Raw genomic sequence first — 26,538 nt, 5'->3', positions numbered from 1 at the left:
GTTCCTTCGCCTCACGGCGGAGGAGCCGGCCGGACGTACCGGCGAGCTCGCGGGTCGGGTGACTGCTTGGGATTGGGGCCGGCTGCGCGCTCAGTTCACGCGCTGGTCCGGCACCGCACTGGATGTGGTGACGGGCCGCTAGCCCGCAGCCACCTCACGCGTCCGGTTCTTATACATCTGCCGAACCACCTCCCTTCTCGTGTAGACCACACCTTAGGAACCGATCGCCGAGAGCTCAACCACTTTTTTTCGACCCTGCGATTCCTGGGGCTGACGGGGCGGAATCCCTGCGTACAACGATTTCGTCCAATCTTTGGGGAACACGATGTGGGCTGGGTCACGTTCGAGTTGAATGAAGGCGAGTGAGCGAACTGTCTCGCCGTACGTGCGGACGCAGCCTGCAGGGGGTCCAGGTGAGTGCTTCCCGGCGTAGTGGGACCACCGACGAGCTGGGGCCGGACGAGCCCGAGCCGGCTGGTTCCGATCTGCTTGCCGCGCTGCTGGACGGGATGGACGCGGCGCTGTGCGCGTTCGACGCCGACGGGGTCGTCACCCATTGGAACCGCGAGGCCGAGCGGATTCTCGGCTGGACCGCGGCCGAGGCCGTGGGGCGGCGCGGGTTCGCCGGGTGGGCCGTGCGGACCGCGGACGCCGAGGAGGTCGAGGCGCGGCTGCTGTCCGCCATGGAGGCGCCCGGGCGTCAGGTGCACGAGTTCGCGCTGCTGACCAAGGACGGCGGGCGCGTGCTCGTGCGGACCCAGTCCGCCGCCGTGCGCGGAGCCGACGGGAAGCCCGCCGGGGTGTACTGCGCCTTCAGCGAGGTGCACGCGCAGATCGATCTCGAGCGGTCCATCGCTCTGAGCGAGGCGTTGTTCGAGGACGCCAGCTGGGGTGTGGTCCTGGTCGACGCGGACCTGCGGCCCGCCGTCGTCAACGCGCACGCGGCCCGGGCCCTGGGGATCGGGCGTACGGCGGTGCTCGGACGGCCGCTGGGGGAGCTGCTCTCCCAAGGGGTCGAGGAGCTGGAGGGCGCGCTCACGCACGTGCTCGCCGAGGGCGCGCCGCCCGCGCCCGCCGAGATGTGGGTGAGCGTGCGGTCGGCCGAGGGCGAGAAGCGGCGGTGCTGGCGCAGCGGGTTCCTGCGGCTCGCCTCGCCGCTCGCGGAAGAACCGGTTCCGCTCGGGGTCGGGTGGCTTTTCCAGGACGTGACCGAGGCCAAGCACACCGAGCAGGAGGCGGCCCTGCTGCGGTTCAGGGCCAACCAGCTGCACCGGGCCGCCCGGGCGGCGGCCGAGTGTGAGGACCCCGGCGAGGCCGCCACCGTCCACCTCGACTTCGCGCTCGCCGGGTTCGCCGACCACGCGCTGATCGACCGGGTCGCGACCGGGTGGTCGGCGGGGGACGAGGAGGGGCCCGTACGGCTGGTACGGGCCGTCACCACGCCCGCCGGGGCGCCCGGGCCGAGCCTGCTCACCGGGAAGGCCGGGCTGCCCGTGCGCTACGCCGAGGGGCATCCCGCGCTCCAGTGCGTGGAGCGGGCCGGGTCCGTGCGGGCCAGCTCCGGTGAGACCACCCCCGAGCGGAAGCGGGAGTGGGCCACGGCCCGCCAGTGGCCGCCGGACTCGGTGCACGCCCTGTGCGCGGTCCTGCGCAGCCGGGGGCGCACGCTGGGCGTCGTGACGTTTCTGCGGGGGGCGGGGCGCAGCCAGTTCGAGCGCGCGGACGCGACGTACGCGGAGGACGTGGCGGTACGGATCGCCACGGCGCTCGATCTGGAGGGCCTGGCGGGCCACCCGTAGCCCGCCGCACCCACCCCCACCCGATCGGCCCAACGCGGCTGGAGGACTCCCGGTCGGTTCAGCGGGGTTGGAGGAGCGGGGTCGGTCCAGCGACCGTGGAGAGGCACGTTCGGCTCAGCTTCGGTCGAGGATCCGGGTCGGCTCAGCGGCGTGGGGGATCTCCTTGGGCCCAGTCACGGTGAAGGATCTCGGTCGGTCCAGTCACGGTGAAGGATCTCGGTCGGTCCAGTCACGGTGAAGGGGTCTCGGTCGGTCCAGTCACGGTGAAGGATCTCGGTCGGCTCGGCCGTGCTGACAGGTCCTGGTCGGCTCGGCCGGGCTGAAAGATCCCCGTCGGCTCAGCGGCGGTAGAAGATTCGGTCGCCGTACTCCGTCATCACTCGGCCGTTCCACTCGTGACCGCCGTCGACGTTGCCCGAGCGGAGCAGGGGCGGCTCGATGCCCCGGTCGGCCAGCGCGCCCGCGGCCGTGGCCATGACGGCCTGGAGGAGGGCCGTCGTGACCACCGTGGAGGCGGGAGCGAAGGGCGCCTCGATCGTCTCCAGGGTCAGTTCCGCGTCGCCGACCGCGATCTTCGAGTCGAGGACGATGTCGCAGTGGTCCTTCAGATACGTCCCCGAGACGTGCCGGGACTTCGTCTCCGAGGCGTAGGCGACCGAGGTGACGCCGATGACCTTCACGCCCAGGGCCCGCGCGTTCATGGCCATCTCGACCGGGAGCGCGTTGCGGCCGGACAGGGAGATGATCACGAGCACGTCGCCGGCGCGCAGCGGGCTGGAGTCCAGGACCGCGCTCGCGAGGCCGTCGACCCGCTCCAGGGCCGAGCCCAGCGTCGCCGGCATGACGTCGACGCCGACCACGCCCGGCACGGCGAGCAGGTTCATCAGGGCCAGCCCACCCGCGCGGTAGACGACGTCCTGCGCGGCGAGCGAGGAGTGCCCGGCGCCGAAGGCGAACAGCCGGCCGCCGTCCGCGACGGTGTCGGCGATCAGGACGCCGGCCGCCTCGATGTCTCCCGCGTCCTCGTCCCGCACCCGCCGGAGCAGGCCGATCGCCGCGTCGAAGAACTGCCCGGCCAGCTTGCGGTCGCTCATCGGCGAAGCCCCTTAGAAGTCTCGTCGGCGTCGGGTGGGCGCTGGGTCACGCTTCGTGTCGCGGATCACGTTGCGGTCTGGACCAGTGCGCTGTCAATACGGCCTGCGGAGCCGCCCGCGGAGGCACCCGGTGGGGTGTCCGCAGGGGCACTCGTAACCCTGCGGTTTCAACGGCGAGGCACGCTTGTCAGTGGTATGCGTCAGAATTGGGTTCAGGGCCAGCGCACACGCCGGTGAGCCACCGAGCCTTCGGCAGAGCTAATCAAGGGGCACGTATGTCCGGACTGATCGACACCACGGAGATGTATCTCCGCACCATCCTCGAGCTGGAGGAGGAAGGCGTGGTCCCCATGCGCGCCCGGATCGCGGAGCGGCTCGACCAGAGCGGACCGACGGTCAGCCAGACGGTGGCGCGCATGGAGCGCGACGGTCTGGTGGCGGTCGCCACCGACCGGCACCTGGAGCTGACCGAGGAGGGCCGTCGTCTCGCCACCCGAGTGATGCGCAAGCACCGCCTCGCGGAGTGCCTGCTCGTCGACGTCATCGGTCTGGAGTGGGAGCAGGTCCACGCCGAGGCGTGTCGCTGGGAGCACGTGATGAGCGAGGCGGTGGAGCGTCGCGTGCTGGAGCTCCTGCGCCACCCGACCGAGTCGCCGTACGGCAACCCGATCCCCGGACTGGAGGAGCTCGGCGAGAAGGACGGCGCCGACCCGTTCCTGGACGAGAGCATGGTGTCGCTGGCCGAGCTCGACCCCGGCCTGGACGGCAAGACCGTCGTCGTGCGCCGGATCGGCGAGCCCATCCAGACGGACGCGCAGCTGATGTACACGCTGCGGCGCGCGGGCGTGCAGCCCGGCTCCGTGGTGAGCGTGACGGAGTCGGCGGGCGGCGTGCTCGTCGGCAGCGGTGGTGAGGCGGCGGAGCTGGAGTCGGACGTCGCGTCCCACGTGTTCGTCGCCAAGCGCTGACATCCGGTGATCGTGGGAGGCCTCGCATCCCGGTGCGGGCTTCCCGGCCCTGAGCCCGCGAGGGGCAGCTCCCGGGGGTGGGCCACGGGGTCCGGCATCCGCCGAACCCCGGGTCGGCCTCCGGGCGCCCGCCGGCCATCGCGGGCCGGCATCGACCTGGCCCGCCCCCCTGCGCGTCGGTGGCGATCGAGCCCGCGCACGGCGACACCGCTCGTGGGGGACGACCCGGCGCTCCGTTCAACGCGCCGGGCGCGGACATGGGCGCCATGGCGCAGGTCGCTCGCCGTGGAGCGTGTCGTCCGCCCGCGGTGACCCAACACTCCACCTCCTTCCCGCGCCTCCGTCGACTCACCTCGGTCGTGTCAACTCCCGCGACCACAGGGGCAGTTGTGATGTTTTCGCTACCTGGCCGAAACCAAGATTCAGTGTGCGGAATCGCAGCGCCGCGACCATTTGCGTGCGAGGCTGACCCGTGAGGCATATGACCTGAGGGCTCTTGACCGTGTCCAAGAGGGATGTCGCACGGTTGGGGAAGGGGCGGGGAGGATGTGCCGTAGATGTGGAGAGGGCCCCGGCACCTTACGGCGCCGGGGCCTGTCCTCCCCTGTGCTGACCCGGAGCCCCGAGCTCCCAGGGTCATCCCCTACGGACCGATTTCCCCGAGTGGTCCGCCTCCCGCTGAAGATCTCCCCTCGGTGGCGGCGGTCAATCCCCGAGTGTGGTCACTCGAACGAGGGGTGTTGCCGCCGAGAGGAGTATTTTCGAATACTCATTCGATAACCTGGCGGCGTATCACAGGCAAATCGGGTACACGTAGAGCAGCACATCAGCAGACTCAACGGCACGAAAGCGGCACGACAGCAGCAGCAAGCGCGGCAGGAAGCGGTACGAGTGGACCGGCCGACTCGAGCGGGAGCGAGCGGTCCGAGCGAGCTAGGGGGGTGCCAGACCTATGGTGCGGCGCATCGACGTGACGGGCGCGGGCGGCCTACGGCTCGCTGCCTGGGAGTTCGCCGATCCTCCCAAGAGCGACCCGCCCAGGACCCCGCCCGCCCCCGGCGTGCTGCTTCTGCACGGCCTCATGGGCCGCGCCTCCCACTGGGCGTCCACCGCCCGCTGGCTCTCCGAGCGGCACCGCGCGGTCGCCCTGGACCAGCGCGGCCACGGCCAGAGCGACAAGGCGCCGGAGGGGCAGTACACACGCGAGGCGTACGTCGAGGACGTCGAGGCCGCTCTCGAGCAGCTGGGTCTCGCCCCGACCGTCCTCATCGGCCACGCGATGGGCGCGCTGACCGGCTGGCAGCTCGCCGCCAAGCGCCCCGACCTCGTCCGCGGGCTGATCATCTGCGACATGCGGGCCTCGGCGTTAGGGGCCGCGTCGCAGCGTGAGTGGGAGGACTGGTTCAAGGCCTGGCCCACGCCCTTCGCCACGCTCGCCGACGTACGGAAGTGGTTCGGCGAGGACGACCCCTGGGTGGAGCGCCCGAACCCGTCCCGCGGTGAGTTCTACGCCGAGGTGATGCACGAGTCCGCCGACGGCTGGCGCCCGGTCTTCGAACCCGAGCAGATGCTCAAGTCCCGCCAGACCTGGGTGTACGACGCCCACTGGGAGGAGCTCGCCCAGGTCCGGTGCCCCGCACTGGTCGTACGGGGCCTGGACGGCGAGCTCGGCCGGGCCGAGGCCCAGGAGATGGTCCGCGTCCTGCCGCACGGCCAGTACGCGGAGGTGGCCGACGCCGGTCACCTCGTGCACTACGACCAGCCGGAGGCGTGGCGCGCCGCGATCGAGCCCTTCCTCGACGGCGTACTCACCGGCCAGGACCGCTAGGACCAATCCGGCGGATCATGCCGCGGGCCGCCGACCGAGCAGCTCGCTCTCCCCGTCGGCACGTCGGCCTCCCTGTCGCTCTCCCCGCCGGCTCAGCCCTTGCTGACCGCCGCCAGGATCTCCGGCAGCCGTCGGGCCGTCCGCGGCGCCGCCATCCGCAGCCCGAACGCCGTGATCAGCGCCCCGTATCCGGCCCCCAGCGGCAGCAGCAGCCAGCTCCACCGGTCCCCGTCCGCCGTCACGTTCAGCCAGATCGTGAGGGCGATGACGGGAGCGGTCAGCAGCGCCGCCGAGACCATTCCGCCGAAGATGGCGATCCAGGCGAGGCCCGCCTGCCCGGGGGCCACGTTCTTGTAGCCCTCCTGCGGGATCGAGTACGGGAAGCGGGCCGAGGACCAGGCGCCGGTCGCCAGCATCGCGCCGAGCAGCGCGAAGGACAGGCCGAGGACCTCGGGCAGCTTGGACCAGTCGTCGAGCATCGCCGTCGTCAGCACGGTCACGAGCGTCGCGTACGGCAGGGTGATCACCAGCAGCGCCAGCGCACGCCCGCGCAGTTCGACGTACGCGTCGTGCGGGGACGCGATGGTCATCGCGACCATCCAGAAGGCGGAGGTGTCCTGACCGAACTGGTTGTACATCTGGATGCCGAGCATCCCGGCCGCGAAGCACGCGAAGTAGATCGAGCCGGTGCCCTGCAGGGCGTTGAACACGGGCACGATCAGCCCGATCGCCAGCGAGGTCACCCACGCGGCCTTCGTCTTCGGGTCGCGCCACACGTACCGCAGGCTGCGCTCCATCACGGTCCCGGTGCGCCCCGGGGGCAGCATCCGGCGCAGCCCGCCCGTCGGAATCCGCTCCCGCGCCGCGCTTTCGCCCGCCTGCAACGTCGACCCGTCCGGGGAGGTCATCAGCCGGGTCAGGTGCCTCGACCAGAGCGCCAGCAGCCCCACCAGCGCCGCCACGCTCAGGACGAGTTGGGCGACCCCCATCGCGTACGAGCCCCTGCTCATCGAGTCCACCGCGCCGATCGCCGACCCGGGCGGCACCCAGCGCAGCACGTCCGCCGCCGGGTCGAGCCGGGACACTCCGCCCGCCGAACCGAGCCGCTGCGCGCCGAAGTTGACGAGCTGCGCGCCGATCGCGATGACGAGGCCGCTCAGTACGGCCAGGTCGCGGCCCTTGCGGCTGGACAGCAGCCGGATGTTGGCGGCGGCGACGGCCCGCGCGAGGGCCACACAGACGAGCAGCGCCAACGGCACGGCCACGACACCGGTGACGTACGCCGCCGTGCCGTGCGCCACGGAGATCACGGAACCGACCAGCAGGCACAGGGTGAACAGCGGTCCGATACCGACCAGCGAGGCCACGAGCAGCGCCCGGACCAACGGGTGCGGTCGCAACGGCAGCATGACCAGACGCGTCGGGTCGAGGGTCTCGTCGCCGCTGGGGAAGAACAGCGGCATCACGGCCCAGCCGAGGGCCATGACCGCGATCAGCAGGACGGTGACGGACGCGGCGTGCGCGTTGCCCCGCAGGGCGATGAGGCCGAGCAGTTGGAGGGCGGCGAAGAGGAGGACCACGACGACCGAGGTGATGTACGCGGCCCGCCGCCCGGCCGACTGCCGCAGCCCGTTGCGCAGCAGCGACAGCTTCAGCCGTACGACGACGGGGGTGATCGAGGCCTCGGAGGAGACTCCGGAGGTGCTCGTGTTCATCGCGCCGCCCCGCCGCCCAGCCAGTCCAGGTCGGACCCGCGGTCGCGGCCCTGTGCGCCGACCAGTTCCAGGAACGCCTGCTGGAGGGAGGGCGCGTCGCCGCGGACCTCCGCGAGCGGGCCGTGCGCGCGGATGCGTCCCGCGACCATGACGGCCACCCAGTCGCACAGTGATTCGACGAGTTCCATGACGTGGGAGGAGAAGACGACCGTGGCGCCCGATGCCGTGTAGCGCTCCAGGACGCCGCGGATGGTCTGCGCGGAGACGGGGTCGACGCCCTCGAACGGCTCGTCGAGGAAGAGGACCTCGGGGTTGTGGAGGAGAGCGGCGGCGAGGCCGATCTTCTTGCGCATGCCCGTCGAGTAGTCGACGACGAGTTTGTGCTGGGCGCCCGCGAGGTCGAGGACGTCGAGGAGCTGGGTGGTGCGCTTGTCGACCTCGGCGCCGGGCAGGCCGCGCAACCGGCCGGTGTAGGCGAGGAGCTCACGCCCGGAGAGTCGTTCGAAGAGCCGTAGGCCCTCGGGGAGTATGCCGATCCGGGCCTTCACCGCCGCCGGGTCGCGCCAGACGTCATGGCCGACGACCTCGACGCCGCCCTGGTCGGGCCTGAGCAGCCCGGTCACCATCGAGAGGGTGGTCGTCTTGCCCGCGCCGTTGGGCCCTACGAGCCCGATGAACCGCCCCGCGGGCAACTCCAGATCGATCCCGGCGACGGCGACCTGCTCCCCGAACCGCTTCCAGAGCCCCTGCACACGTACGGCGGGAACGTCTGCCCCTGTTTGCTCGGCCATGTGAGCACCCTAAGGGCGAGTGCCCTGCTTTTAGGCTTTTAGGGGCGCGAGGAACTGCGCGACCAGCCACGACGAACCCGCAGTGAAAGGACGACGCCCAACCGGCGTTACCGATCCCTGCCGCACGCATAGGCAAGCGGCGAGATCAATTCCTCCGCATCCGGCAGCCACCGATTCGCCGGCGTCGGCCGGCAGGCCCACTGCACCGCACCCCGCGAACCGAACCGGGTGGGCGGAGCCGCCACGTACGAGCCCTCGCCCAGGGTGACCAGGTCGAGCGAGGCGGGCGGCCAGCCCAGTCGGCGTACCAGGTCGGGGACCTTCACCGCCGCGCCGGGAAGGACGAAGAAGTGCATGCGCCGGTCCGGCGTGCACGTCACCGGCCCCAGCGTCAGCTCCATCCGCTCCATGCGGGCGAGCGCGAGGAATCCGGCCGTCTCCGGCACATCGATCGCGTCGAACGTACGCCCGGTGGGCAGCAGGATCGACGCGTTCGGCTGCTTCGACCACATCCGGCGCACGACGGTCGCACTGCCCGTCGCCTGCGTCGCCCAGTCCTCGCGTGCCGCGTGTGCGCCCGGCATGGGGCAGGTGGCCTCGCCGCAGGAGCAGCGTTGCATCCCCTCGACGGCCTCCAGCCACGTGCCCGGGAACACGTCCCAATGGCGCTCTTCGGCATATCGCACGGCGGTGTCAAGCAATGATTCGCCACGCTGCTTCGGGATTTGGACGGCTTCGGGCCCCGCGATGGTCTCTTCCACGATGAACACAACTCTAGCTGCCACAGGGGGTTACGGGGGTCCCGTGCGCGGGGGAGGGGCATCGTTCCCGCGTGTGGGGCGCATGGATGCACGGGTGGGGGCGCGCAGGGGGAATGACAGCGGGTCGTGGGTAACCAGGGGTGGGGTCGGGGCAACCGCCTTTACCCCGGCAATCCTCACATGTCTCGCATCTTCGGTATGTCGGCGGGGCATTGATCTTCATGGCCGACTTCCTTCGCTGTGGTTGGCCGATGAGGACACGTCAACTCGGTGCGTGGGCAGGCACCGCAGCCACAGGGGGTACGCCATGGCCGCAAGGCCTCTCGTCGCCAGGCAGCCGAACGAACGGCTGCAGGCGCTCATCCAGGAAGCGGGCTGTTCCAACGCCGGTCTGGCCCGCCGGGTCAACATGTGCGGCGCCGAGCACGGCCTCGATCTGCGCTACGACAAGACCTCGGTGGCGCGCTGGTTGCGCGGTCAGCAGCCGAGGGGGCGCGCTCCCGCGATCATCGCCGAGGCGCTCGGCCGCAAGCTGGGCCGTACGGTCACGATCGACGAGATCGGCATGGCCAACGGCAAGAACCTCGCGTCGGGCGTGGGGTTGCAGTTCTCGCCGACCGTCCTCGGCGCCATCGAGCAGGTGTGTGAGCTGTGGCGCAGTGACGTCGGGCGCAGGGACTTCCTGTCCGGCTCGTCCGTCGCCGCCTCCGCGCTCGTCGAGCCGAGCCGCGACTGGCTGATCTCCGCGCCGGACTCGCAGGTGGCGCGTGCGGCGGGTCCGCGGGTCGGGCTCTCGGACGTGGCGGCGGTCCGCGCGATGACCCAGGCGCTCACGGACCTGGACCACCAGTACGGCAGCGGGCATGTGCGCCCGGTCGTCGTGCACTACCTCAACAGCGTGGTCTCCGGGCTGCTCGCGGGTTCGTACCGGGAGGGTGTCGGACGCGAACTCTTCTCGGCGGTCTCGCGGTTGACGGAACTCGCGGGCTACATGGCCATCGACACCGGTCAACCGGGCCTTGCCCAGCGGTACTACATCCAGGCGCTGCGGCTCGCCCAGGCGGCCGGGGACCGGGGATACGGCGGGTACGTGCTGGCCGCGTCCATGAGCCACCTGGCGGCGCAGCTCGGCAACCCGCGCGAGATCGCGCAGTTGGCGCGCGCGGCGCAGGAGGGGGCGCGGGGGCGGGTGACACCGCGCGCGGAGTCGATGTTCCACGCCGCGGAGGCGCGCGGGCACGCCCTGATGGGCGACGCGCGCGCCGCTCAGGTGGCGTCCGGGCGTGCGGTCACCGCGCTCGAGGGCGCCGACGCGGCCTCGGGGGACGACCCGACGTGGATCGCGCACTTCGACGAGGCCTATCTCGCCGACGAGTTGGCGCACTGCCACCGTGACCTGGGTCAGGCGGAGGCCGCCGCGCGCTGCGCCGAGGAGTCCCTCGCCGGGCATCCGGAGTCGCGGGCCCGCCGCCGGGCCATCGGTTACGTCCTGCTGGCCACCGCGCAGGTCCAGCAGCGCGAGGTGGAACAGGCGTGCCACACGGGTCTGCGCGCGGTCGAACTCCTCGGCACGCTCCGCTCCAACCGCGGCGCCGAGTACCTGGACGACTTCCAGCAGCGCCTGGAGCCGTACCGCGACGAGGCGGTGGTACGGGAGTTCGGGGCGCGGCTGGAGTTGCAGGCGGCGGCGTGAGTGGATCGTGTGCGCGTCGGTGAACACGCAGTGTGCACGGGCGTGAACGCCGGGCCAACGAAGACGCCTGGAGTGGGAGGAGTCAGATACAGCGCACAGTGGGGCGTATTCGTTACCCCGGTCACAGGGGGCGGGGGTAACGCCCAGTGCTGCGTGGCACGGGCGCGTGGGGACCCGGTAGCGTGAGCCGACGATTCCGAAGGTCCCCCATTAGTAGGAGTCCCGGTGACGCAGAGTGGACAGGGCGAGCAGCCCTCGGCGCGCACGGCGCGCGAAGGCATCGTGCTGCCCTCCGACGGCGGCGAACCGCTGTTGCCGGGCATGACGGGCGACCGGGCCGTTCCGGCGGCCCCAGCGATCCCGGCGGGCGGTCAGACCTGGGACCAGCCGTGGGGACCGGACCCGTCGGCGGCACCGGCCCCGCAGCCCGCCGAGGGCTGGGGAGCGCCCGTGAACGGCACCCAGACGTGGAGCGGCTCCGAGCCGTCCCCGTCCGGCGCCCCCACCCCGGACTGGGGCGGTCACGACCCGTCCACCCAGACCTGGGCCTCACCCGAGCAGCCGGCGCAGGGCTGGGGCGCCGCCCCCGCCCAGCAGCAGGGCTTCCCGGCCCAGCAGGCCCCCGGCGGCCCGCTGCCGGCCGAGGGCAGCCAGCCGCCGTCGTACGGGGAGCAGCGACCGTACGGGGAGCAGCAGCCGCCGTCGTACGGCGGCCAGGAGACGTCCTCCTACGGAGGCCGACAGGATCCGGCGTACGGCGGCCACCAGAGCGGTGCCGTACCCCCGCAGCAGCCGCAGGGCGCGCACGCCGCCGCGCTGCCGCCCGCCGTTCCCGGGGCGCTGCCGCCCGCCGTCGACGAGGGCGCCACGCAGTACATCCCGCCGGTTCCGGCCGCGGCCGAGGGCGCGACCCAGTTCCTGCCGCCCGTCCCGGCCACGCCCGCCGAGGGGGCCACGCAGTACATCCCGCCGGTGGGCCCGGGTGCGCTGCCGCCCGAGGTGCCTTCGGGGCCGTTGCCCCCGGCCGCGCACCCCGACGCCGAGGCCACGCAGTACATCGCCCCCGTGCCCGCCGAGCCGGGCGCGGCGCCGTACGGGATACGTCCGGGCGGCCCGGAGGACCGGCAGCCGCCCGCGGAGTTCGACAACCTGTTCCGCAGTGCGCCCGGTGCGCAGGGCGCGTCGGAGGGGCCCGCGTCCACGCAGCAGCTGCCGCGGTTCGAGGCCCCTGCCCCGCACGCCCCCCACACCCCGCACGCCCCGTATGCCGCGCAGGCACCCGGGATGCCCGGAGCGCCGGGCGGGCGGGCCGCCACCCGGCGCGGCGCGGCCGACGACGACGGCGGTGACCGCGGTGGACGGAGCCGCTCGCGCGTCCCGCTGATCGCGGGCGTCGGTATCGGCATCGTCGTGCTCGGCATAGGGGCCGGCGCCATGCTCAGCGGCGGCGGAGGCAGCGACAGCGGCAAGAACGGCAGCAGCAAGAACGTATCGGCGACGGCACAGGCCACGGACGGCTCGTCGTCGGGGGCCGACCCGGCCAAGGCGCAGGCCGTCGCGCTGGACAAGCTCCTCGCGGACAGCAACAACAGCCGCGACTCGGTGATCAACGCCGTGGAGAACGTGAAGGCGTGCAACAACCTGGACCAGGCGGCCAGTGACCTGCGCGACGCGGCCAAGCAGCGGTCCGAACTGGTGACCAGGCTCGGCGGACTCTCGGTCGACAAGCTTCCGAACAACGCCCAGCTGACCGCCGCGCTGAACAGCGCCTGGCAGGCCTCCGCGTCGGCCGACAACCACTACGCGGCCTGGGCCGACCAGGTCAAGGACAAGAAGGGCTGCAAGAAGGGCCACGCCCGCCCCACCGGTCAGACCGCGGCGGCCAACCAGGCCAGCGGCACCGCGAGCGCGCAGAAGGCGAAGGCCGCCAGGCTGTGGAACTCGATCGCCTCGACGTACGGACTGACGCGGCGCACGACGACCCAGCTGTGACCGCCCGGTCCGAGCCCGCCGATCAGGTCGAGTCCGCGTTCTCCAGCGTCTTCGACACGTCGATGAACCCGTTGCGCTCCGAGGCCAGCTGACCCTTGCGTACGACCTGGAAGGTGACGTGGGCGTTGACCAGGCGCGGGAAGTCGACAGCCGCGATCAGGTCCTCGTAGCGCCAGCTGAGGGTCGGGGTGAGCCGGCCGGTGGTCACCTTGAGGCCGTTGTCGAGGGCGTGCCGGATCGCGAGCGAGGTCACCTGGCTGTCGCCCAGTGACTCGACGACCGACTTGAGCACGTTGTACGCGATCCAGGTGGTCTGCACGCCGGCGTCCGCGGGGTCGATCCGGTTGTCGCCGAAGGCCTGCTCCTTGATGACCTTGCGCATCGGGTCCCAGCGCTTGTCGCTCGCCACCGGGTACCAGCCGGTGACGTGCGCGCCCTCGTACGGGCTCGACTGGCCGCCGGTGGAATCGATCAGGGACTGGTCGAGGCTGCCCAGCACCGTGCCCGTGCCGACCTTCGGATAGTCCTGGCGGTCGCGCCGGAACGAGTCCATGAAGGTCTCCGTACGGTCCCCGAGCGCGGACACCACACAGCCCCGCTTGAGCGGGTCCGAGCTCGCGCGGCCGAGCGCGAGCTGGGTCTGCTGCGAGTACTCGGTCGCGTCCTCGGCGGCCCGCTGGTCGGTGCCGGGCGCGTGGCCCTCCGCCTTCAGGCCGGCGTTGAGCAGCACCGGAAGCTGGTCGCCCGCGACGGTGTCGGGGCGGACGAGTGCCACCGGGCCGCACGCCTTGCCGAGCTGCTCACCGAGACCGGCCAGCAGGGCGGGCTCGCCGCCGTTGATCGGATAGGAGAGCGGGCTCGAGAACTCGTCGTCGGTGACGCCGTAGCCGCCGATGTACGGGATGCCGGCGGCCTCCAGCGGGGCCAGGAAGGAACGGCCGTGCTGGCTGTAGGAGCCGACGACCGCGACCACGTTCTCGTCGGCCGCGCGCCGGGCGCACTTTGCCGCGTACACGGTGTCGTTGTGGTCGTTGCAGGTCAGGACCTTGAGCTTGTGGCCGTGGATGCCACCGTTCGCGTTGACCCAGCGCGCGTAGGCCTCGGCCATGGCGGGCATGCCGGGCTTGTTGGTCGCGGGGGTGTCCTGCGGCGCCCAGGTCATGACGGTGATGGTGTCGTCCCCGGAGCCCCCCGTGATACCGGGGACGACACCACACCCGACGGCGATCGACGCACACGCCACCACCGCGCCCGCGAAGAGGGCTCTGGCCTTGACCTTCGTCGAGACTCTGGACCCGGTCCGCTGGGGGCGGACGGGTGGAGTGGTGCTGGTGCGTCGCCTACCGGTCATGGACACGCACGATTCCGTCACATCACTAACCCGCGTGTGACCCGTGGTCAACGTGGGGTGACGTAGAGGTGAATTACGGGGGGCGATGATCGCATTTTCGCGGAGAACGTACGATCGTCGACTGTGCAAGGTTCGGAGAACTCTTCCCGTCGCGGCCGTCGCTCCTCCACCATGGGCGGCATGCCACTGAACGACATGCCCTGGTGGCGCTGGCGCAGCAATGTGCGTTCCGCGCTGCACATGCTCTCCGACCCCACCTTCCAACGTGACGTCTGGCTCGCCGGGATCGACGGGTACGGGGACGTCACCGACGCCGTGTACCGCCTGGTCGAGGACACCTGGCTGGACAACTGGTCCGCCGAGAAGTACGTCGGCACGATCTTCCGGGACTCCCAGGAGGCGGCCCTCGTCGACACCGCCGTGCTCCGCGTCCTGCGGATCATGCACCAGGTCGGGCCCGACGCACCCGTCTCCGCCTACCTCGACCACCAGGCGTGGCCGGAGGCACTGCGGGCGGCGCGTGACGCGCACGTACGTCTCGCGGTGAGCGACGGCGAGGATCCGGACACTCCGCCGCGGACGCTGGAGGTCCTGCGGATCCTGACGCGCTCGGCGTAGCGTCCGGGGCGGCGGGACGCCCGGTGCCGCGTCCGCGTGGCGGGACGGTTCGTCCGGCGCGGTGCCTCGTATGGGACCCTGTCCTGCATGAACGATCAGTCCACCCGCGCCGCGGCGCCCGCCGAACAGTACGTCCTGACCCTCTCCTGCCCGGACAAGCAGGGAATCGTGCACGCCGTGTCGAGCTACCTCTTCATGACCGGCTGCAACATCGAGGACAGTCAGCAGTTCGGCGACCACGACACGGGACTGTTCTTCATGCGTGTCCACTTCTCGGCGGAGGCGCCGGTGACCGTGGACAAGCTGCGCGCGAGCTTCGCGGCGATCGGTGACTCCTTCCACATGGACTGGCAGCTCAACCGGGCCGAGGACAAGATGCGGGTCGTGCTGATGGTCAGCAAGTTCGGCCACTGTCTGAACGACCTGCTCTTCCGCGCGCGGACCGGCGCGCTGCGCGTCGACATCGCGGCCGTGGTCTCCAACCACACGGACTTCGCCGAGCTCGTGGCCTCGTACGACGTCCCCTTCCACCACATTCCGGTGACGAAGGACACGAAGGCGCAGGCCGAGGCGCAGCTGCTGGAACTGGTCCGCTCCGAAGGGGTCGAACTGGTCGTGCTGGCCCGCTACATGCAGGTCCTCTCGGACGACCTGTGCAAGCAGCTCAGCGGCCGGATCATCAACATCCACCACTCCTTCCTGCCGAGCTTCAAGGGCGCGAAGCCGTACCACCAGGCGCATGCGCGCGGTGTGAAGCTGATCGGCGCGACGGCGCACTACGTCACCGCCGACCTCGACGAGGGGCCGATCATCGAGCAGGAGGTCGAGCGCGTCGGCCACGACGTGACGCCCGACGGGCTGGTCGCCATCGGGCGGGACGTGGAGTGCCAGGCGCTGGCGCGCGCGGTGAAGTGGCACGCCGAGCGCCGGATCCTCCTGAACGGTCGCCGCACGGTGGTGTTCGCCTAGGACGCGCGGCGGCTTCGCCCCCGGCCCCGGGGATCGTTTCGGCCGCGGGCGGACGGGGGCGGCCTACATCCGGCTCAGGGACGCGGCGGCGAAGAGTACGTCTCTGATGGCCTCGCGGTCGCCCACCTGACCCGCCGCCGCCTCCTCCGGCGACACATGCCCCGCCGCCAGCCGACAGAACTCCACCCCGTCCAGCGCGACATGCGCGACCTCGTGCTCGGCGGAGGCGACGCTCGCCGGGGAGTCGAGCGGGATCAGCCACTCGCCCCCACCGGAGCCCTCGATCTCCAGACGCAGACTGCGTCCGGGCGCCCCGGCGGCGACGAGACGGCGGGGCGCCGGAGCCGACAGCCCCGCCCGCCGCCGCTCGGCGAGCGACACGGGCAGCATCCGCGCCGCCAGGTCGATCATCCGGTGCAGATGGCGTGGCGCGGGCGGCTCGTACGGATAGTCCACGGCGTCCGCGATGTCCCCCGCGTGCACCCAGCACTCGAAGGCGCGATCCAGCATCGAGTCGCTGAGCGGCAGTGCGAAACCGCCGTACGACACGGCGAGCCGCCCGGAGCCTCCGCCCGCGAACGACACCGTACGCACGATGTGGTGGCTCTGCTCCCGCCAGGGCGCGCGCACGGCCCGGGTGGGCGGGAAGTGCGAGGCCCGCCAGTACGCCTCGGTGCGCTGCGAAGGGGTCGGGGCGCCCGCGGCCGCCCCCTCCGCGTCGGTCTTCTCGGCCGTCGCGGCGCCGAGCGGGTCCTCCAGGCCCAGCGCGACCCCCACCAGCCCGTCCACGGAGAGCAGATGCGCGATGACCCCGGCCACGGTCGTACGCCGGCTCACGGGCCCGTCGCCCTCGAACCAGCGCAACCGCACCGGCGCGTGCCACTCCGCGTCGCCTATGTCCTGCAACAGCGCGTCGAGCCGCGCGGCCTCCGCGTCGTAGGGCGCCGCCCACTCGGGCACCGGGATACGCGCCGGACGCCGGTCAAGGCAGCCCTCCAGGACCCGGGTGCGCAGCGACGGGTCGAGATCGAGGCTCTCCGGCGGGTGCAGCAGCCCGACCGCCCCGCGCAGCCGCAGCGCCTCGTCCGCGCACGAACCGCACTCCCCGAGGTGCTCCTCGACCGCCGCCGTCTCCTGCGCCGAGCAGGCGGCCAGCGCCCACGCGCCGAGCAGCGACTTCAGCACCCGGTGTTCCAGGACGAGCGGCGCGGGTTCCGGCAGCGGCAGTCCGGTGTCCTCGACGGAGGAACGCGGCAGGGGGATGCGCGGCGGCTGCCCCGACCCTGCGGGTCCCGCGGGACCGGTGAACCCACCGCCGCCCCCGTCACCCCCGCCTCCGGCAGGGCCGTCACCGTGACCGCCGTCGACGTCGAGGGGCCCACCGGAACTCCGGTCGGCCGCCCCCTGCGCGCGCCCGCCTCCGTCCTCGCCGTCCCCCTCACCGCCCTGCTCTTTCGCCTCGTGCTCCTCGTGCTCCTCTTTCGCCTCGTGCTCCTCGTGTTCGTCGAGAGGCCTGTCGAAAGGCTCGTCGAAGGGCTCGAACCGGTCCGCTCCTCCGCTCACCGCGCACCTCCGTATTCGGGCGGCGTGCCGGAGAGCCCGGTGTCGTGGGCGGTGGACAGCAGTTGCAGGCCGAGGCGGAGCCGGCGGCGGGCCTCGTCCTCGGTGACGCCGAGGTCGGCGGCGGCCTGGCGGTAGTCGCGGCGCTGGAAGTACGCCAGCTCCAGGGCGGCCCGCAGTGGGGTCGGCATGGACGTGACGATGTAGTCCGCGCGGGCTGCGACGGAGGCGCTGCGCACCTTGCGTTCCAACTCCTCGGTGGTGCCGCCGCCGTCCAGGGCGAGCGCGGCGGTCTCGGTGGCGCGCAGCCGCTGCACGGCGAGCCGGTGGGTCAGCGTGGCGATCCAGGAACGCAGGGGACCCTGCTTGGGGTCGTACGACTCGGGGCTCTGCCAGACGTGGGCGAACACCTCGCGGGTGATGTTGTCGGCGGCCCGTTCGTCGCCGAGTACGCGGTGCGCGAGGCCGTGCACGAGCGAGGCGAACCGGTCGTAGAGCTCACCGAGCGCGGCCGCCTCCCCGCGTGCGAGCCGCTGCTGCATCTTGCGGTCCCAGCGGGGCGGTGCGTCCTTCGTCGCCATGCGGCCCCCTCACTCTGCTCCTGCCCGGCGCCTGTCCCTGCGTCCCTGTCCGTACCTGTCGGCGGCCGGCGTCCCCGTCCAGCCTGTGTGCATCGCTGTCTCGAATGTAGTCGGCACGTCCGACAGCGCACGCCCCTTTACGTCAATGTGCGCCCCTGGACGGGGTCCGGATGGTAGAAGCCCATCGTTTCCCCCCTTGGATCCGATCGAAATAGACCGTACGTGACCACTGGACGACCGAAACAGCTCGGTCGTCCAGCATTTTCGACCGTAGACCGACGTTTCATCGATCGCGTACCGGTGTTTCATGGAACGACGGTGGGGCAGCCGCGCTGACAGGAAGCGTAAGAAGTGCTTCCGTTTTTCGGCGGGCGAGGCGAGCGGGAGGCGTTGTGGTGACGCTCAAGGTGACCGACGACGAGTGGGGCGAGTGGGGTGAGTGGGCCGTGCTCCGGGTGTCGGGCGAGATGGATCTCGTGACGTCTCCGGTGCTGCGCCGACGGGTGCACGAGGCGGTGGCGGAGGGTCGCCACAGTCTGGTCCTCGACCTCTCCGAGGTCCTCTTCTGCGACTCCAGCGGCGTCGGCGTCCTCATCGCGACCCGCCGCCTGGTCCGCTCCTGCCAGGGGCGCCTGCGGCTGATCCTGCCGGCCCAGGGCGCGTCCGACGTCTCCCACGTCAACCGCGTTCTCGGGGCCCTCGGCGTGCGCCGCCTCTTCGACGTCTACCCGGACGTCGTCTCGGCCGTCGACGAGGAGTCGCGCCCGCTGTCGGCGTGAGCCCGCGCCACACAGTTGTCCGGGAATTCCCTCGGTCTTGGCACAACCGTCGTTTTCCCGCACCCCCGGTTGCCCGGGCGTCGTACGCTCCGTGCCAGATGAAACCGCAGTCCGGCTGAGAGTCCGGCTGAGTTGTAAGGCGGTCCGAGAAGACCATGGTCAGTACCGAGTACGAGCGCAGGATTGCCGCCCGCTTCGCCGGCTTCGACCAGGACGGCAACGGCTACATCGACCGGGAGGACTTCAACGCCGCGACGAAGGCGGTTCTCGCCGAGTTCGATACGGCGGCACGGTCGGACAAGGGTCAGGCCCTGTACGTCGGCGCGGAGGCGTTCTGGCAGGGCATGGCGGGGATAGCGGATCGTGACGGCGATCAGCGCATCACCCGGGAAGAGTTCGTGAACGGCGCCGTGAAGCGGCTGCGCGACAATCCCGACCGCTTCGGGGAGATCGCCCGTCCCTTCCTGCACGCGGCCCTCGCCGTCGCGGACACGGACGGGGACGGCGCGGCCACGGTCGAGGAGGCCGTCCGCGTACTCAGGGCCCTGGGCGTGCCCGACGGCGTCGCAGCCGTGGCGGCCGCCGCGCTCGACACGGACGCCGACGGCCGGATCGGCGAAACGGAGGTCGTCACCTCGTTCGCCCGCTACTTCACAGTCCCGGAGTAGCCCCCTACGGGACCCGCACTCCCACTGGTCGTCCGGTCCCCACCCTCACCCCTCCCCCGAAAACCGCTCCCGGAGCTTGTACTTGAGTACCTTCCGGAGCGTCTCGTTGCGGGGGAGGGCGTCCACGACCTCCAACTGCTCGGGGAGTTTGTGGACGGAGAGTCCCTCCTCGCGCAGGTACGAGACCACGACGGCGAGCGTCAGTTCGTCGGCGCCCGGGGGCTGTTCGACCACGGCGCAGACCCGCTCGCCGCGGTCGGCGTCCGGGAGGCCGATCACCGCGACGTCCCCGACGGCCGGGTGCTGGTGCAGCAGGTCCTCGATCTCCTTCGCCGAGATGTTCTCGCCCTTGCGGATGATGACGTCCTTCAGGCGCCCGGTGAGGACGAGGTGCCCGCTCTCCGTCAGACGACCGACGTCGCCGGTGATCAGGAACCCGTCCTCGTCGAAGGCCTCGGCGGTCTGCGCCGGGTCCAGGTACCCCTGACAGACGGCCTCCCCCCGCAGCCGTACCTCGCCGTCCACGATCCGTATCTCCATGCCCGCCGGCGGCCTGCCCTCCGTCGTCGCGAGGTTCTCGGCCGTGTCGTCCGGCGCCCCCATCGTGATCATCGGGACCTCGGTCATCCCGTACCCGTGGGTGAGCTGCACGCCCATCTCCCGTACGACCGAGTGGTACACCTCGGGCGGCTTCGGCGCGCCCCCGCCCGCCAGCAGCCGCAGCGTGGGGACGACCGGCTCGGACGGCCGCTTGCGCTGCTCGGCGAGGAACATCGAATAGAACGCCGTCGAACCGCCCGCCACCGTCACCCCGTGCCGCCGGTACTCCGTCAGCGCCTCCGGCAGCGCGAAGTGCTCGAACATCACCGCCGGGAAGCCGTACAGCAGCAGCATCACCGTGTAGTCGGGCCCGGCGATGTGCGCGTACGGGAAGGCCATCGAGCCCACGTCGGCGGCCGACAGCCGCAGCGCGTGGGCGAGACACGAGCCGCCCGCGATCAGCGAACGATCCGTGTGGAGGACCCCCTTGGGGTCGGACGTCGTCCCCGAGGTCCAGTAGATCCAGCGGACCGAGGTGCCCTCGGCGGGTGGCGCGGGCAGCGCGGCGGGATCGCCGTCCGGCAACACGTCGTAGGCCTCGAAGACGCCCTTCGCGCCGAGCCGCCGCGCCATCCCCGTGTGGTCGAACCCGCGCCACTCGCCCGGTACGGCGAAGTACTCGGCCTTGGACTCCCGCAGCGCGAAGCCGACCTCGCGGTCGCGGTAGAAGGGGATGACCGGGGACTGCACGGCGCCGAGGCGGGCCAGGGCGAAGGACAGCAGGGCGGTCTCGATACGGGTGGGCAGCTGCCAGGCGACCACCGTGCCGGGACGTACGCCCATGTCGTACAGGCCCGCCGCCACCCGCTCGGCGCGGTCGCGCAACGCGCCGAAGCTCAGGGTGCGGTCGCCCTGGAGGAGGACCGGGCGGTCGGGGGTGAGGTCGGCCCGGCGGGCGACCAGTTCCCAGAGGGTGCGGGATGCGCTCAGTGCGTGGGCGGTGTCGTTCACGGCGGCGGCCCCCTGTGACCGTGATGGAGCTGACGGACAGTCAGATCGTGCGCAGAGCGTAGGGCTCGGCGCCTTGTCGGTCCAGGGGTGCGGGACTAGCCTGCTGGGGAAATGGAAATCTGACGGCCCATCAGATAGGTACGCCAGGCGGAGGGGAACCATGACCGAACTGCCCCGCATCATCAGCGTCGACGACCACGTGATCGAGCCCGCGCACCTCTTCGAGACCTGGCTGCCGAAGAAGTACCAGGACCGGGGACCCAAGCCCCTCACGGCCGGAATCGGTGAACTCGCCTACGTCGGCGGCAAGTACCAGATCACCATGGACCCGGACGGCCCGCCCACCGACTGGTGGATCTACGAGGACCTCAAGTTCCCGTACAAGCGCAACATCGCCGCCGTCGGCTTCGACCGCGACGAGATGACCCTGGAGGGCATCACACGCGCGGAGATGCGGCGCGGCTGCTGGGACCCCGTCGAGCGGCTCAAGGACATGGACCTCAACCACGTCGAGGGAAGCCTCTGCTTCCCGACCTTCCCCCGCTTCTGCGGGCAGACGTTCGCCGAGGCGCACGACAAGGAAGTGGCCCTGGCCTGCGTGCGCGCGTACAACGACTGGATGGTCGAGGAGTGGTGCGGCGACAGCGGCGGCCGGCTGATCCCGCTGTGCCTCATCCCGCTGTGGGACATCGAACTGGCGGTCGCGGAGATCCGGCGCAACGCCGCGCGCGGAGTGAAGGCGGTGACCTTCTCCGAGATCCCCACCCACCTCGGCCTGCCCTCCATCCACTCCGGCTACTGGGACCCGTTCTTCGCGGTCTGCCAGGAGACGGGGACGGTCGTGAACATGCACATCGGTTCCTCCTCGCAGATGCCCGCCGCGTCCCCGGACGCGCCGCCCGCCGTCCAGGCCTCGCTGTCCTTCAACAACGCGATGGCCTCGATGATGGACTTCCTCTTCAGCGGGGTGCTGGTGAAGTTCCCACGCCTCAAACTCGCCTACTCGGAGGGGCAGATGGGCTGGATCCCGTACGCCCTGGAGCGCGCCGACGACGTCTGGCAGGAGCACCGCGCCTGGGGTGGCGTCCGGGACCTCATCCCGGAGCCGCCCTCGACGTACTACTACCGGCAGATCTTCTGCTGCTTCTTCCGCGACAAGCACGGCGTCGCCTCGCTGGACGTCGTGGGACGGGACAACGCGACCTTCGAGACCGACTACCCGCACGTCGACTCGACCTTCCCGCACACCAAGGAGGTCGCCCTCGACCATGTGAAGGGCCTCGACGACGAGACCATCCACAAGCTGATGCGCGGGAACGCCATCCGCATGCTCGACCTGGACCTCGACAAGTAGCGGGCCCATGGATCTCACGTACACCCCCGAGGAGGAGGAGTTCCGCGCCCGGCTGCGGGAGTGGCTCGCCGAGGTGCTCCCGTCGCTGCCCCCGAAACCGTCCCCGGCCGACTGGCCCGGCCGACGGGCGTACGACCTCGGGTGGCAGCGGATGCTGTACGACGCCGGGTACGCGGGGCTGCACTGGCCCGTCGACGCCGGGGGCCGGGGCGCCACGCCGACCCAGCACCTCATCTACCTGGAGGAGACGGAAAAGGCGGGCGCCCCCTACGTAGGGGCCAATTTCGTCGGACTGCTGCACGCCGGGCCGACCATCGCCTCCGAAGGGACCCCCGCACAGCGGGCGCGCTGGCTGCCGCCGGTGCTGCGCGGCGAGGAGGTCTGGTGCCAGGGGTTCAGCGAACCGGACGCCGGCTCGGACCTCGCGGCACTGCGCACACGCGCGTGGCGGGACGGCGACGACTACGTAGTGAGCGGGTCCAAGATCTGGACCTCCCACGCCGAGGTCGCCGACTGGTGCGAGCTGCTGGTCAGGACCGACCCGGCGGCCCCGAAACACCGCGGGATCTCGTGGCTCGCGATGCCGATGGACGCGCCCGGGATCACCGTCCGGCCACTGCGCACCCTCGCGGGCTCGACCGAGTTCGCGGAGGTCTTCCTCGACGAGGTGCGGGTGCCCGTCGCGCAACGGGTCGGCGCCGAGAACGACGGCTGGCGCGTGACCATGGTGACCCTGTCGTACGAACGCGGTACCGCCTTCGTGGGTGAGGTCGTGGCCTGCCGACGGGTGCTCGGGGAGGTCGCGCGCGAGGCCCGGAAGAACGGCCGCTGGGACGATCCGGCACTCCGGCGGCGGCTGGGCGGGCTGAACGCGGAGTTCCGCGCGCTGTGGCGGCTCACGCAGTGGAACGTGAGCGAGGCACAGAGCAACGGGGGAGTGCCGGGGGTCGGCGGTTCGGTTTTCAAACTGAGGTACTCACACGCGCGGCAGGAGCTGTACGACGCCGCCGCCGAGGTGCTCGGGCCCGAGGCGCTGGACCTGGGCAGGGAGTGGACCCTCGACCGGCTCAGCTCCCTGTCGTACACCATCGCGGCCGGCACTTCGCAGATCCAGCACAACATCGTGGCCGAGCGGATCCTGGGCCTGCCGAAGGGACGGTGAGCACTTCCCCGTGGACTTCCAACTCACGGACGACCAGCGAGCCTTGAAGGCGGGCGTGCGCGAGCTGCTCGCGGCGCGGTTCGGCAGGGAGCGGCTGCGCGCCGCCGTGGACGAGGGGCCGAGGCTCGACCGGGCTCTGTGGCGCGAGCTCGGCGAGGCGGGGTTCTTCGCGCTGCGCCTGCCCGAGGCGGACGGCGGCGTCGGACTCGGCCTCCCGGAGGCGGTGCTCGCCTTCGAGGAGGCCGGGCGGGTCCTGCTGCCCGGCCCGCTGATCGCCACGCACCTCGCGGCGGGCGTGGTGGACGGGGCCGCCACCGGAGAGACCGTGGTGACGGCCGTCGACGGCGGCGGCCTGGTGGAGTGGCTGGCCGAGGCGGACGTCGTACGCGGGGACGCGACCGGCGCCGAGCCGCTGCGGCCGGTGGACCCCCTGACACCGCTGCACCGGGTACCCGTATCCAGTGGGGCCGGTCTCATCGATGTGCGCCCCGTGAGTTCCACCGGCGCACTCCCCACGGCTCCCCTCGCTTCGCTCTTCACGGCGGCCGAACAGCTCGGCACCGCCGCCCGCACCTGCGAGACAGCCGTGCAACACGCCCGGACCCGTGAGCAGTTCGGGCAGCCGATCGGGGCCTTCCAGGCGATCAAGCACCTGTGCGCGAGGATGCTGGTGCGGGTGGAACTGGCGCGCGCCGCGGTCTACGCAGCCGCCGTCACGGCCGACCCCGTGGACATCGCGGCGGCCCGGCTGCTCGCCGACGAGGCCGCCGTGCGCGGTGCCCGCGACTGCCTCCAGGTGCACGGCGGCATGGGCTTCACCTGGGAGTCCGACGTCCACCTGTATCTGAAGCGGGCCTGGACGCGGACTCAACGTGCGGGAACGGCTACGGAGAGTGAGGAGCTGTTGGCGGCCGACCTGGTGTCCGGAGTGGGCCGATAGGGCTCTGTGCAGGCACGGTCCGGAAAGGGGCGCAATGAATGTCGCGGATCGTGGCATACCGGAATTACGGAGCGTTGATATCGGGTTGTGTCCTACGCGTGACTTGTCACGGCCTGGAGTCGGCGGCGGGCTCGGGTACCTTGTGTGGGATGCGAGTGGTTCCGAGATCGAGCGATCCCGGTGTTGCCCCTGAGGCCGCGCCGGATCCGGCGATGCTCGCCGCTCGCAAGGCAGTGCGGACCCCCGCGACTGCCTGTTCGACTCCCCACGGCGAGCGTCGCACAGTATGCCGCACGCGTACTCCTTCGCGCTGGAATATGCCCGAAGCGCTTGTTGGGGTGACTGTACGTCAACCATGCTGTCTCTCAAGGGAATCACGTTCCGTGATCCTGGTTCTGGTCATGCAGGTCATGGCCACGATCGTGGCCCTCGTGAGGCGCGAGGCGATGTGTCCGCCGGTTCGGATGGTGTGAGCGGTGCAGGTGCTTCAAGTGCAGCTGGAGATCCGGCCCGACCCCGCGGAGGTGGGGCGAGCTCGGAGATGGGCCCGTTCGCGGCTCGCCGGGTCCGGGATAGGGGTTGATGAGCCGCTCGCCGAGACGCTGATCCTGCTCGTCTCCGAACTCGTCACCAACGCCGTGGTGCACACCGGCTGTCCGGCCGTGCTGCGGCTGTCCCTGCCGGGCGTCCTCGGTGAGTCCATCGGTACCGTCCGCCTGGAGGTGGCCGATTCCAGCGCCCGCCCCCCGGTACCCCGGCATGCCGAGGGCGACGAGACCAACGGCCGCGGCCTGGAGTTGGTCGACGGCCTGGCGGATCGCTGGGGCTGGAACCCCGAGGGCGCGGGCAAGAGCATCTGGTGCGAGGTCGACCGCTGTACGCAGGGCGCCCGAGCGGGGGGCGCGTACGCGGCGTCCCCCTATGAGGACTTCGCGTACGAGGCGTACGAGGCGGTCTAGGCCTGGCGGCGTGATCCGCCGGACGGGCCCTGGTCCGCGGACGCACCCACTCCCGTACCTCTGGTGCGGGGGCACGGTTCGTGCATATGTGCACGCGTTCCGTCTCCGCGGCCCTGTCGGGGCCGAATGCGCCGGGATGTGCTTCCGTGCGCGCCTTCGTAAAGGGTACGTAAGTGATAATTCCCCGAACGGGTGTTGACGTGGCGTGTCCGTTTGATCACGCTTGTGTTCAGCGATTCGCCGCGAGGGGACGACGAGGGTTTCGGTGACGGGAGCCCTCGGCGAGTGCGGGTCGTGATTCGGCGTCGGCTCCTACAGGGCCAGAGGGAGCAGGGCGGGTACGCCGGAACCGGATGGCGGCGCGCGATGCCGTGCTCGGGGCGCGCAGTGGCGCGCCGCCAGCCGACCCTTTCCCCGGGGACTCCAGGCGCTCATCGGGGACCTCAGAGGATGGCCACCGGTGCCACGGGGGTCCCCGTGCCGCCCACGAAGGGTTCCGGCATCGCGGACAGCAGGAAGGCATAGCGATTCTCTTGTCCACAGGCTGTGGACAACTCTTCGAGATTCCAGTTCTGGCCCTGCGGCATCCCCATTTCGACCAGGTCGAGCGCGTGTACGGGCAGCCACAGGTCCTCGATTTCGGGAGGAAAGATCTCAAAAGTGAGAGTGTCGTTCGCGACGGCCGCGACATCGCGTGCGTGGAACCACTCGGGCGTACGGATCGACAGCCCGGGCGACGGATACCCGTACGCGTGCTTGTCGCCGGCCAGGTAGACCTGGATCTGCCCGGTCCGTACGAGCACGATGTCCCCGGACCGCACCCGTGTGCCCGCCAACTCCTCAGCCGCGTCGAGGTCTTCGGGGGTCACGGCGTGCCCGCCGTCGAGGCGGTCGACGCCCCGCGCGCGCGGGATGTCGAGCAGGACGCCCCGCGAGACGATGTGCCGGGGCTTGTCGATGCCGCTGAACTCGGCGCCACCGTGCGGGGTGATCGTGCCGGCCGGGCGGCCGTTGTAGAGCTTCCCCGAGTGCGAGACATGGGTGAGCGCGTCCCAGTGGGTCGCCGCCTGGAGCCCCAGGGTCACAGCGTCGTCGCTGCACGCGACCGTCCCGGGACCGAAGATCTCCTGGTTGATCTGCACCATGACGTGCAGCGGATTGATCCGCCCGGGGATCATCCCGGTCTGCACCCCGTCCTGCTGGAGGGGGACCGCGAGGGGGACACGGCGTCCCGTGCGGACGCAGGCGGCGGCCTCTCGTACCACCTCGTCGGTGATCAGGTTCAGGGTCCCGATCTCGTCGTCGGCGCCCCAACGCCCCCAGTTGTTCACGCGCTTGGCGATGTCGTGGAACTCGACCGGAAGTGACATGAGTCCTCCGCGGGGCTTGTCTCCGGGTATCTGAC

The 26,538-nt window shown here is 71.3% G+C and carries 22 protein-coding genes; 13 read left to right on the top strand and 9 right to left on the bottom strand.

Annotated features, from left to right (window positions below; all coding sequences use genetic code 11):
• Positions 1 to 413: 413 nt before the first annotated feature.
• Entirely contained in the window at positions 414 to 1,799 is a 1,386-nt protein-coding gene (locus FNV62_RS23955; protein WP_060901762.1) for a PAS domain-containing protein, read from the top strand.
• A gap of 338 nt (positions 1,800 to 2,137) precedes the next feature.
• On the opposite strand, the gene FNV62_RS23950 is transcribed toward FNV62_RS23955, so the two are convergent.
• Positions 2,138 to 2,893 (bottom strand): SIS domain-containing protein, encoded by a 756-nt coding sequence (locus FNV62_RS23950; RefSeq protein WP_143602061.1) that lies wholly within the window; start codon positions 2,891 to 2,893, stop codon positions 2,138 to 2,140.
• A 275-nt stretch (positions 2,894 to 3,168) separates the two neighbouring features.
• Here FNV62_RS23950 and FNV62_RS23945 point away from each other — a divergent pair, with 275 nt between their 5' ends.
• A complete protein-coding gene (locus FNV62_RS23945) occupies positions 3,169 to 3,861 on the top strand; it encodes a metal-dependent transcriptional regulator (protein WP_054235646.1) in 693 nt (230 codons plus the stop codon).
• Between the two features lie 952 nt (positions 3,862 to 4,813).
• Positions 4,814 to 5,689, top strand: coding sequence for an alpha/beta fold hydrolase (locus tag FNV62_RS23940; protein WP_054235645.1), 876 nt, complete (start codon positions 4,814 to 4,816; stop codon positions 5,687 to 5,689).
• A 92-nt stretch (positions 5,690 to 5,781) separates the two neighbouring features.
• On the opposite strand, the gene FNV62_RS23935 is transcribed toward FNV62_RS23940, so the two are convergent.
• The 3 genes from FNV62_RS23935 to FNV62_RS23925 all read right to left on the bottom strand — a co-directional run bounded on the left by FNV62_RS23935 (position 5,782) and on the right by FNV62_RS23925 (position 8,965).
• Positions 5,782 to 7,404 (bottom strand): transporter, encoded by a 1,623-nt coding sequence (locus tag FNV62_RS23935; RefSeq protein ID WP_143627077.1) that lies wholly within the window; start codon positions 7,402 to 7,404, stop codon positions 5,782 to 5,784.
• Positions 7,401 to 8,195, bottom strand: coding sequence for an ABC transporter ATP-binding protein (locus FNV62_RS23930; RefSeq protein ID WP_054235643.1), 795 nt, complete (start codon positions 8,193 to 8,195; stop codon positions 7,401 to 7,403). Before FNV62_RS23930 ends, FNV62_RS23935 begins: the two co-directional genes overlap by 4 nt.
• 107 nt (positions 8,196 to 8,302) lie before the next feature.
• On the bottom strand, positions 8,303 to 8,965 hold the full coding sequence (locus FNV62_RS23925; RefSeq protein ID WP_097285203.1) for a bifunctional DNA primase/polymerase: 663 nt from the start codon (positions 8,963 to 8,965) through the stop codon (positions 8,303 to 8,305).
• A gap of 298 nt (positions 8,966 to 9,263) precedes the next feature.
• Between FNV62_RS23925 and FNV62_RS23920 the strand changes: the two genes are divergently transcribed.
• Together FNV62_RS23920 and FNV62_RS23915 are read left to right on the top strand one after the other, a co-directional pair.
• The gene (locus FNV62_RS23920) at positions 9,264 to 10,649 is read left to right on the top strand and encodes a transcriptional regulator (protein WP_067371989.1); all 1,386 of its coding nucleotides are present in this window, start codon (positions 9,264 to 9,266) and stop codon (positions 10,647 to 10,649) included.
• Positions 10,650 to 10,874: 225 nt separating this feature from the next.
• Positions 10,875 to 12,641 (top strand): hypothetical protein, encoded by a 1,767-nt coding sequence (locus FNV62_RS23915; protein ID WP_143627075.1) that lies wholly within the window; start codon positions 10,875 to 10,877, stop codon positions 12,639 to 12,641.
• Positions 12,642 to 12,663: 22 nt separating this feature from the next.
• On the opposite strand, the gene FNV62_RS23910 is transcribed toward FNV62_RS23915, so the two are convergent.
• Complete coding sequence (locus tag FNV62_RS23910) at positions 12,664 to 13,992, bottom strand: ABC transporter substrate-binding protein (protein ID WP_060901763.1); 1,329 nt, start codon at positions 13,990 to 13,992, stop codon at positions 12,664 to 12,666.
• Positions 13,993 to 14,163: 171 nt separating this feature from the next.
• On the opposite strand from FNV62_RS23910, the gene FNV62_RS23905 reads away from it, so the two are divergent.
• On the top strand, positions 14,164 to 14,610 hold the full coding sequence (locus FNV62_RS23905) for an SCO4402 family protein (protein ID WP_054235639.1): 447 nt from the start codon (positions 14,164 to 14,166) through the stop codon (positions 14,608 to 14,610).
• Between the two features lie 87 nt (positions 14,611 to 14,697).
• Positions 14,698 to 15,579 carry a formyltetrahydrofolate deformylase gene (purU, locus tag FNV62_RS23900; protein WP_054235638.1) on the top strand — a complete coding sequence of 294 codons (882 nt, stop codon included), beginning with the start codon at positions 14,698 to 14,700 and terminating at the stop codon, positions 15,577 to 15,579.
• A gap of 63 nt (positions 15,580 to 15,642) precedes the next feature.
• Here the strand turns inward: purU and FNV62_RS23895 are convergent, their stop codons facing one another.
• The gene (locus FNV62_RS23895; RefSeq protein WP_373559489.1) at positions 15,643 to 17,142 is read right to left on the bottom strand and encodes a zf-HC2 domain-containing protein; all 1,500 of its coding nucleotides are present in this window, start codon (positions 17,140 to 17,142) and stop codon (positions 15,643 to 15,645) included.
• Positions 17,139 to 17,720: a sigma-70 family RNA polymerase sigma factor gene (locus tag FNV62_RS23890; RefSeq protein WP_054235636.1), complete on the bottom strand. Its 582-nt coding sequence runs from the start codon at positions 17,718 to 17,720 to the stop codon at positions 17,139 to 17,141. The genes FNV62_RS23895 and FNV62_RS23890 overlap by 4 nt, the downstream gene beginning before the upstream one ends.
• A 395-nt stretch (positions 17,721 to 18,115) precedes the next feature.
• Here FNV62_RS23890 and FNV62_RS23885 point away from each other — a divergent pair, with 395 nt between their 5' ends.
• On the top strand, positions 18,116 to 18,499 hold the full coding sequence (locus tag FNV62_RS23885; protein WP_179858205.1) for an STAS domain-containing protein: 384 nt from the start codon (positions 18,116 to 18,118) through the stop codon (positions 18,497 to 18,499).
• 155 nt (positions 18,500 to 18,654) lie between these two features.
• Positions 18,655 to 19,167 (top strand): EF-hand domain-containing protein, encoded by a 513-nt coding sequence (locus FNV62_RS23880; protein WP_054235634.1) that lies wholly within the window; start codon positions 18,655 to 18,657, stop codon positions 19,165 to 19,167.
• Between the two features lie 45 nt (positions 19,168 to 19,212).
• Here the strand turns inward: FNV62_RS23880 and FNV62_RS23875 are convergent, their stop codons facing one another.
• Positions 19,213 to 20,718 (bottom strand): class I adenylate-forming enzyme family protein, encoded by a 1,506-nt coding sequence (locus FNV62_RS23875; protein WP_143627073.1) that lies wholly within the window; start codon positions 20,716 to 20,718, stop codon positions 19,213 to 19,215.
• 160 nt (positions 20,719 to 20,878) lie between these two features.
• Between FNV62_RS23875 and FNV62_RS23870 the strand changes: the two genes are divergently transcribed.
• The 4 genes from FNV62_RS23870 (at position 20,879) to FNV62_RS23855 (ending at position 25,133) form a co-directional block, all read left to right on the top strand.
• A complete protein-coding gene (locus FNV62_RS23870) occupies positions 20,879 to 22,072 on the top strand; it encodes an amidohydrolase family protein (protein WP_054235632.1) in 1,194 nt (397 codons plus the stop codon).
• A gap of 7 nt (positions 22,073 to 22,079) precedes the next feature.
• Entirely contained in the window at positions 22,080 to 23,234 is a 1,155-nt protein-coding gene (locus FNV62_RS23865; protein ID WP_143627071.1) for an acyl-CoA dehydrogenase, read from the top strand.
• Positions 23,235 to 23,244: 10 nt separating this feature from the next.
• Complete coding sequence (locus tag FNV62_RS23860) at positions 23,245 to 24,174, top strand: acyl-CoA dehydrogenase family protein (RefSeq protein WP_143608438.1); 930 nt, start codon at positions 23,245 to 23,247, stop codon at positions 24,172 to 24,174.
• Positions 24,175 to 24,650: 476 nt separating this feature from the next.
• A complete protein-coding gene (locus tag FNV62_RS23855) occupies positions 24,651 to 25,133 on the top strand; it encodes an ATP-binding protein (RefSeq protein WP_097285197.1) in 483 nt (160 codons plus the stop codon).
• 443 nt (positions 25,134 to 25,576) lie between these two features.
• Here the strand turns inward: FNV62_RS23855 and FNV62_RS23850 are convergent, their stop codons facing one another.
• Entirely contained in the window at positions 25,577 to 26,503 is a 927-nt protein-coding gene (locus FNV62_RS23850; RefSeq protein ID WP_143627069.1) for a cyclase family protein, read from the bottom strand.
• Positions 26,504 to 26,538: the final 35 nt, after the last annotated feature.

The sequence above is a fragment of the Streptomyces sp. RLB3-17 genome (genome assembly GCF_007113425.2).
Classification (GTDB): Bacteria; Actinomycetota; Actinomycetes; order Streptomycetales; family Streptomycetaceae; genus Streptomyces; species Streptomyces mirabilis_D.
This window is presented reverse-complemented; position numbering and strand designations above follow the sequence as displayed.

Coding starts and splice junctions, on each gene's coding strand:
- FNV62_RS23950 (WP_143602061.1), bottom strand. CDS start 2,893: ATGAGCGACCGCAAGCTGGCCGGGCAGTTCTTCGACGCGGCGATCGGC.
- FNV62_RS23945 (WP_054235646.1), top strand. CDS start 3,169: ATGTCCGGACTGATCGACACCACGGAGATGTATCTCCGCACCATCCTC.
- FNV62_RS23940 (WP_054235645.1), top strand. CDS start 4,814: ATGGTGCGGCGCATCGACGTGACGGGCGCGGGCGGCCTACGGCTCGCT.
- FNV62_RS23935 (WP_143627077.1), bottom strand. CDS start 7,404: ATGAACACGAGCACCTCCGGAGTCTCCTCCGAGGCCTCGATCACCCCC.
- FNV62_RS23930 (WP_054235643.1), bottom strand. CDS start 8,195: ATGGCCGAGCAAACAGGGGCAGACGTTCCCGCCGTACGTGTGCAGGGG.
- FNV62_RS23920 (WP_067371989.1), top strand. CDS start 9,264: ATGGCCGCAAGGCCTCTCGTCGCCAGGCAGCCGAACGAACGGCTGCAG.
- FNV62_RS23910 (WP_060901763.1), bottom strand. CDS start 13,992: ATGACCGGTAGGCGACGCACCAGCACCACTCCACCCGTCCGCCCCCAG.
- FNV62_RS23905 (WP_054235639.1), top strand. CDS start 14,164: ATGGGCGGCATGCCACTGAACGACATGCCCTGGTGGCGCTGGCGCAGC.
- purU (WP_054235638.1), top strand. CDS start 14,698: ATGAACGATCAGTCCACCCGCGCCGCGGCGCCCGCCGAACAGTACGTC.
- FNV62_RS23890 (WP_054235636.1), bottom strand. CDS start 17,720: ATGGCGACGAAGGACGCACCGCCCCGCTGGGACCGCAAGATGCAGCAG.
- FNV62_RS23880 (WP_054235634.1), top strand. CDS start 18,655: ATGGTCAGTACCGAGTACGAGCGCAGGATTGCCGCCCGCTTCGCCGGC.
- FNV62_RS23870 (WP_054235632.1), top strand. CDS start 20,879: ATGACCGAACTGCCCCGCATCATCAGCGTCGACGACCACGTGATCGAG.
- FNV62_RS23865 (WP_143627071.1), top strand. CDS start 22,080: ATGGATCTCACGTACACCCCCGAGGAGGAGGAGTTCCGCGCCCGGCTG.
- FNV62_RS23850 (WP_143627069.1), bottom strand. CDS start 26,503: ATGTCACTTCCGGTCGAGTTCCACGACATCGCCAAGCGCGTGAACAAC.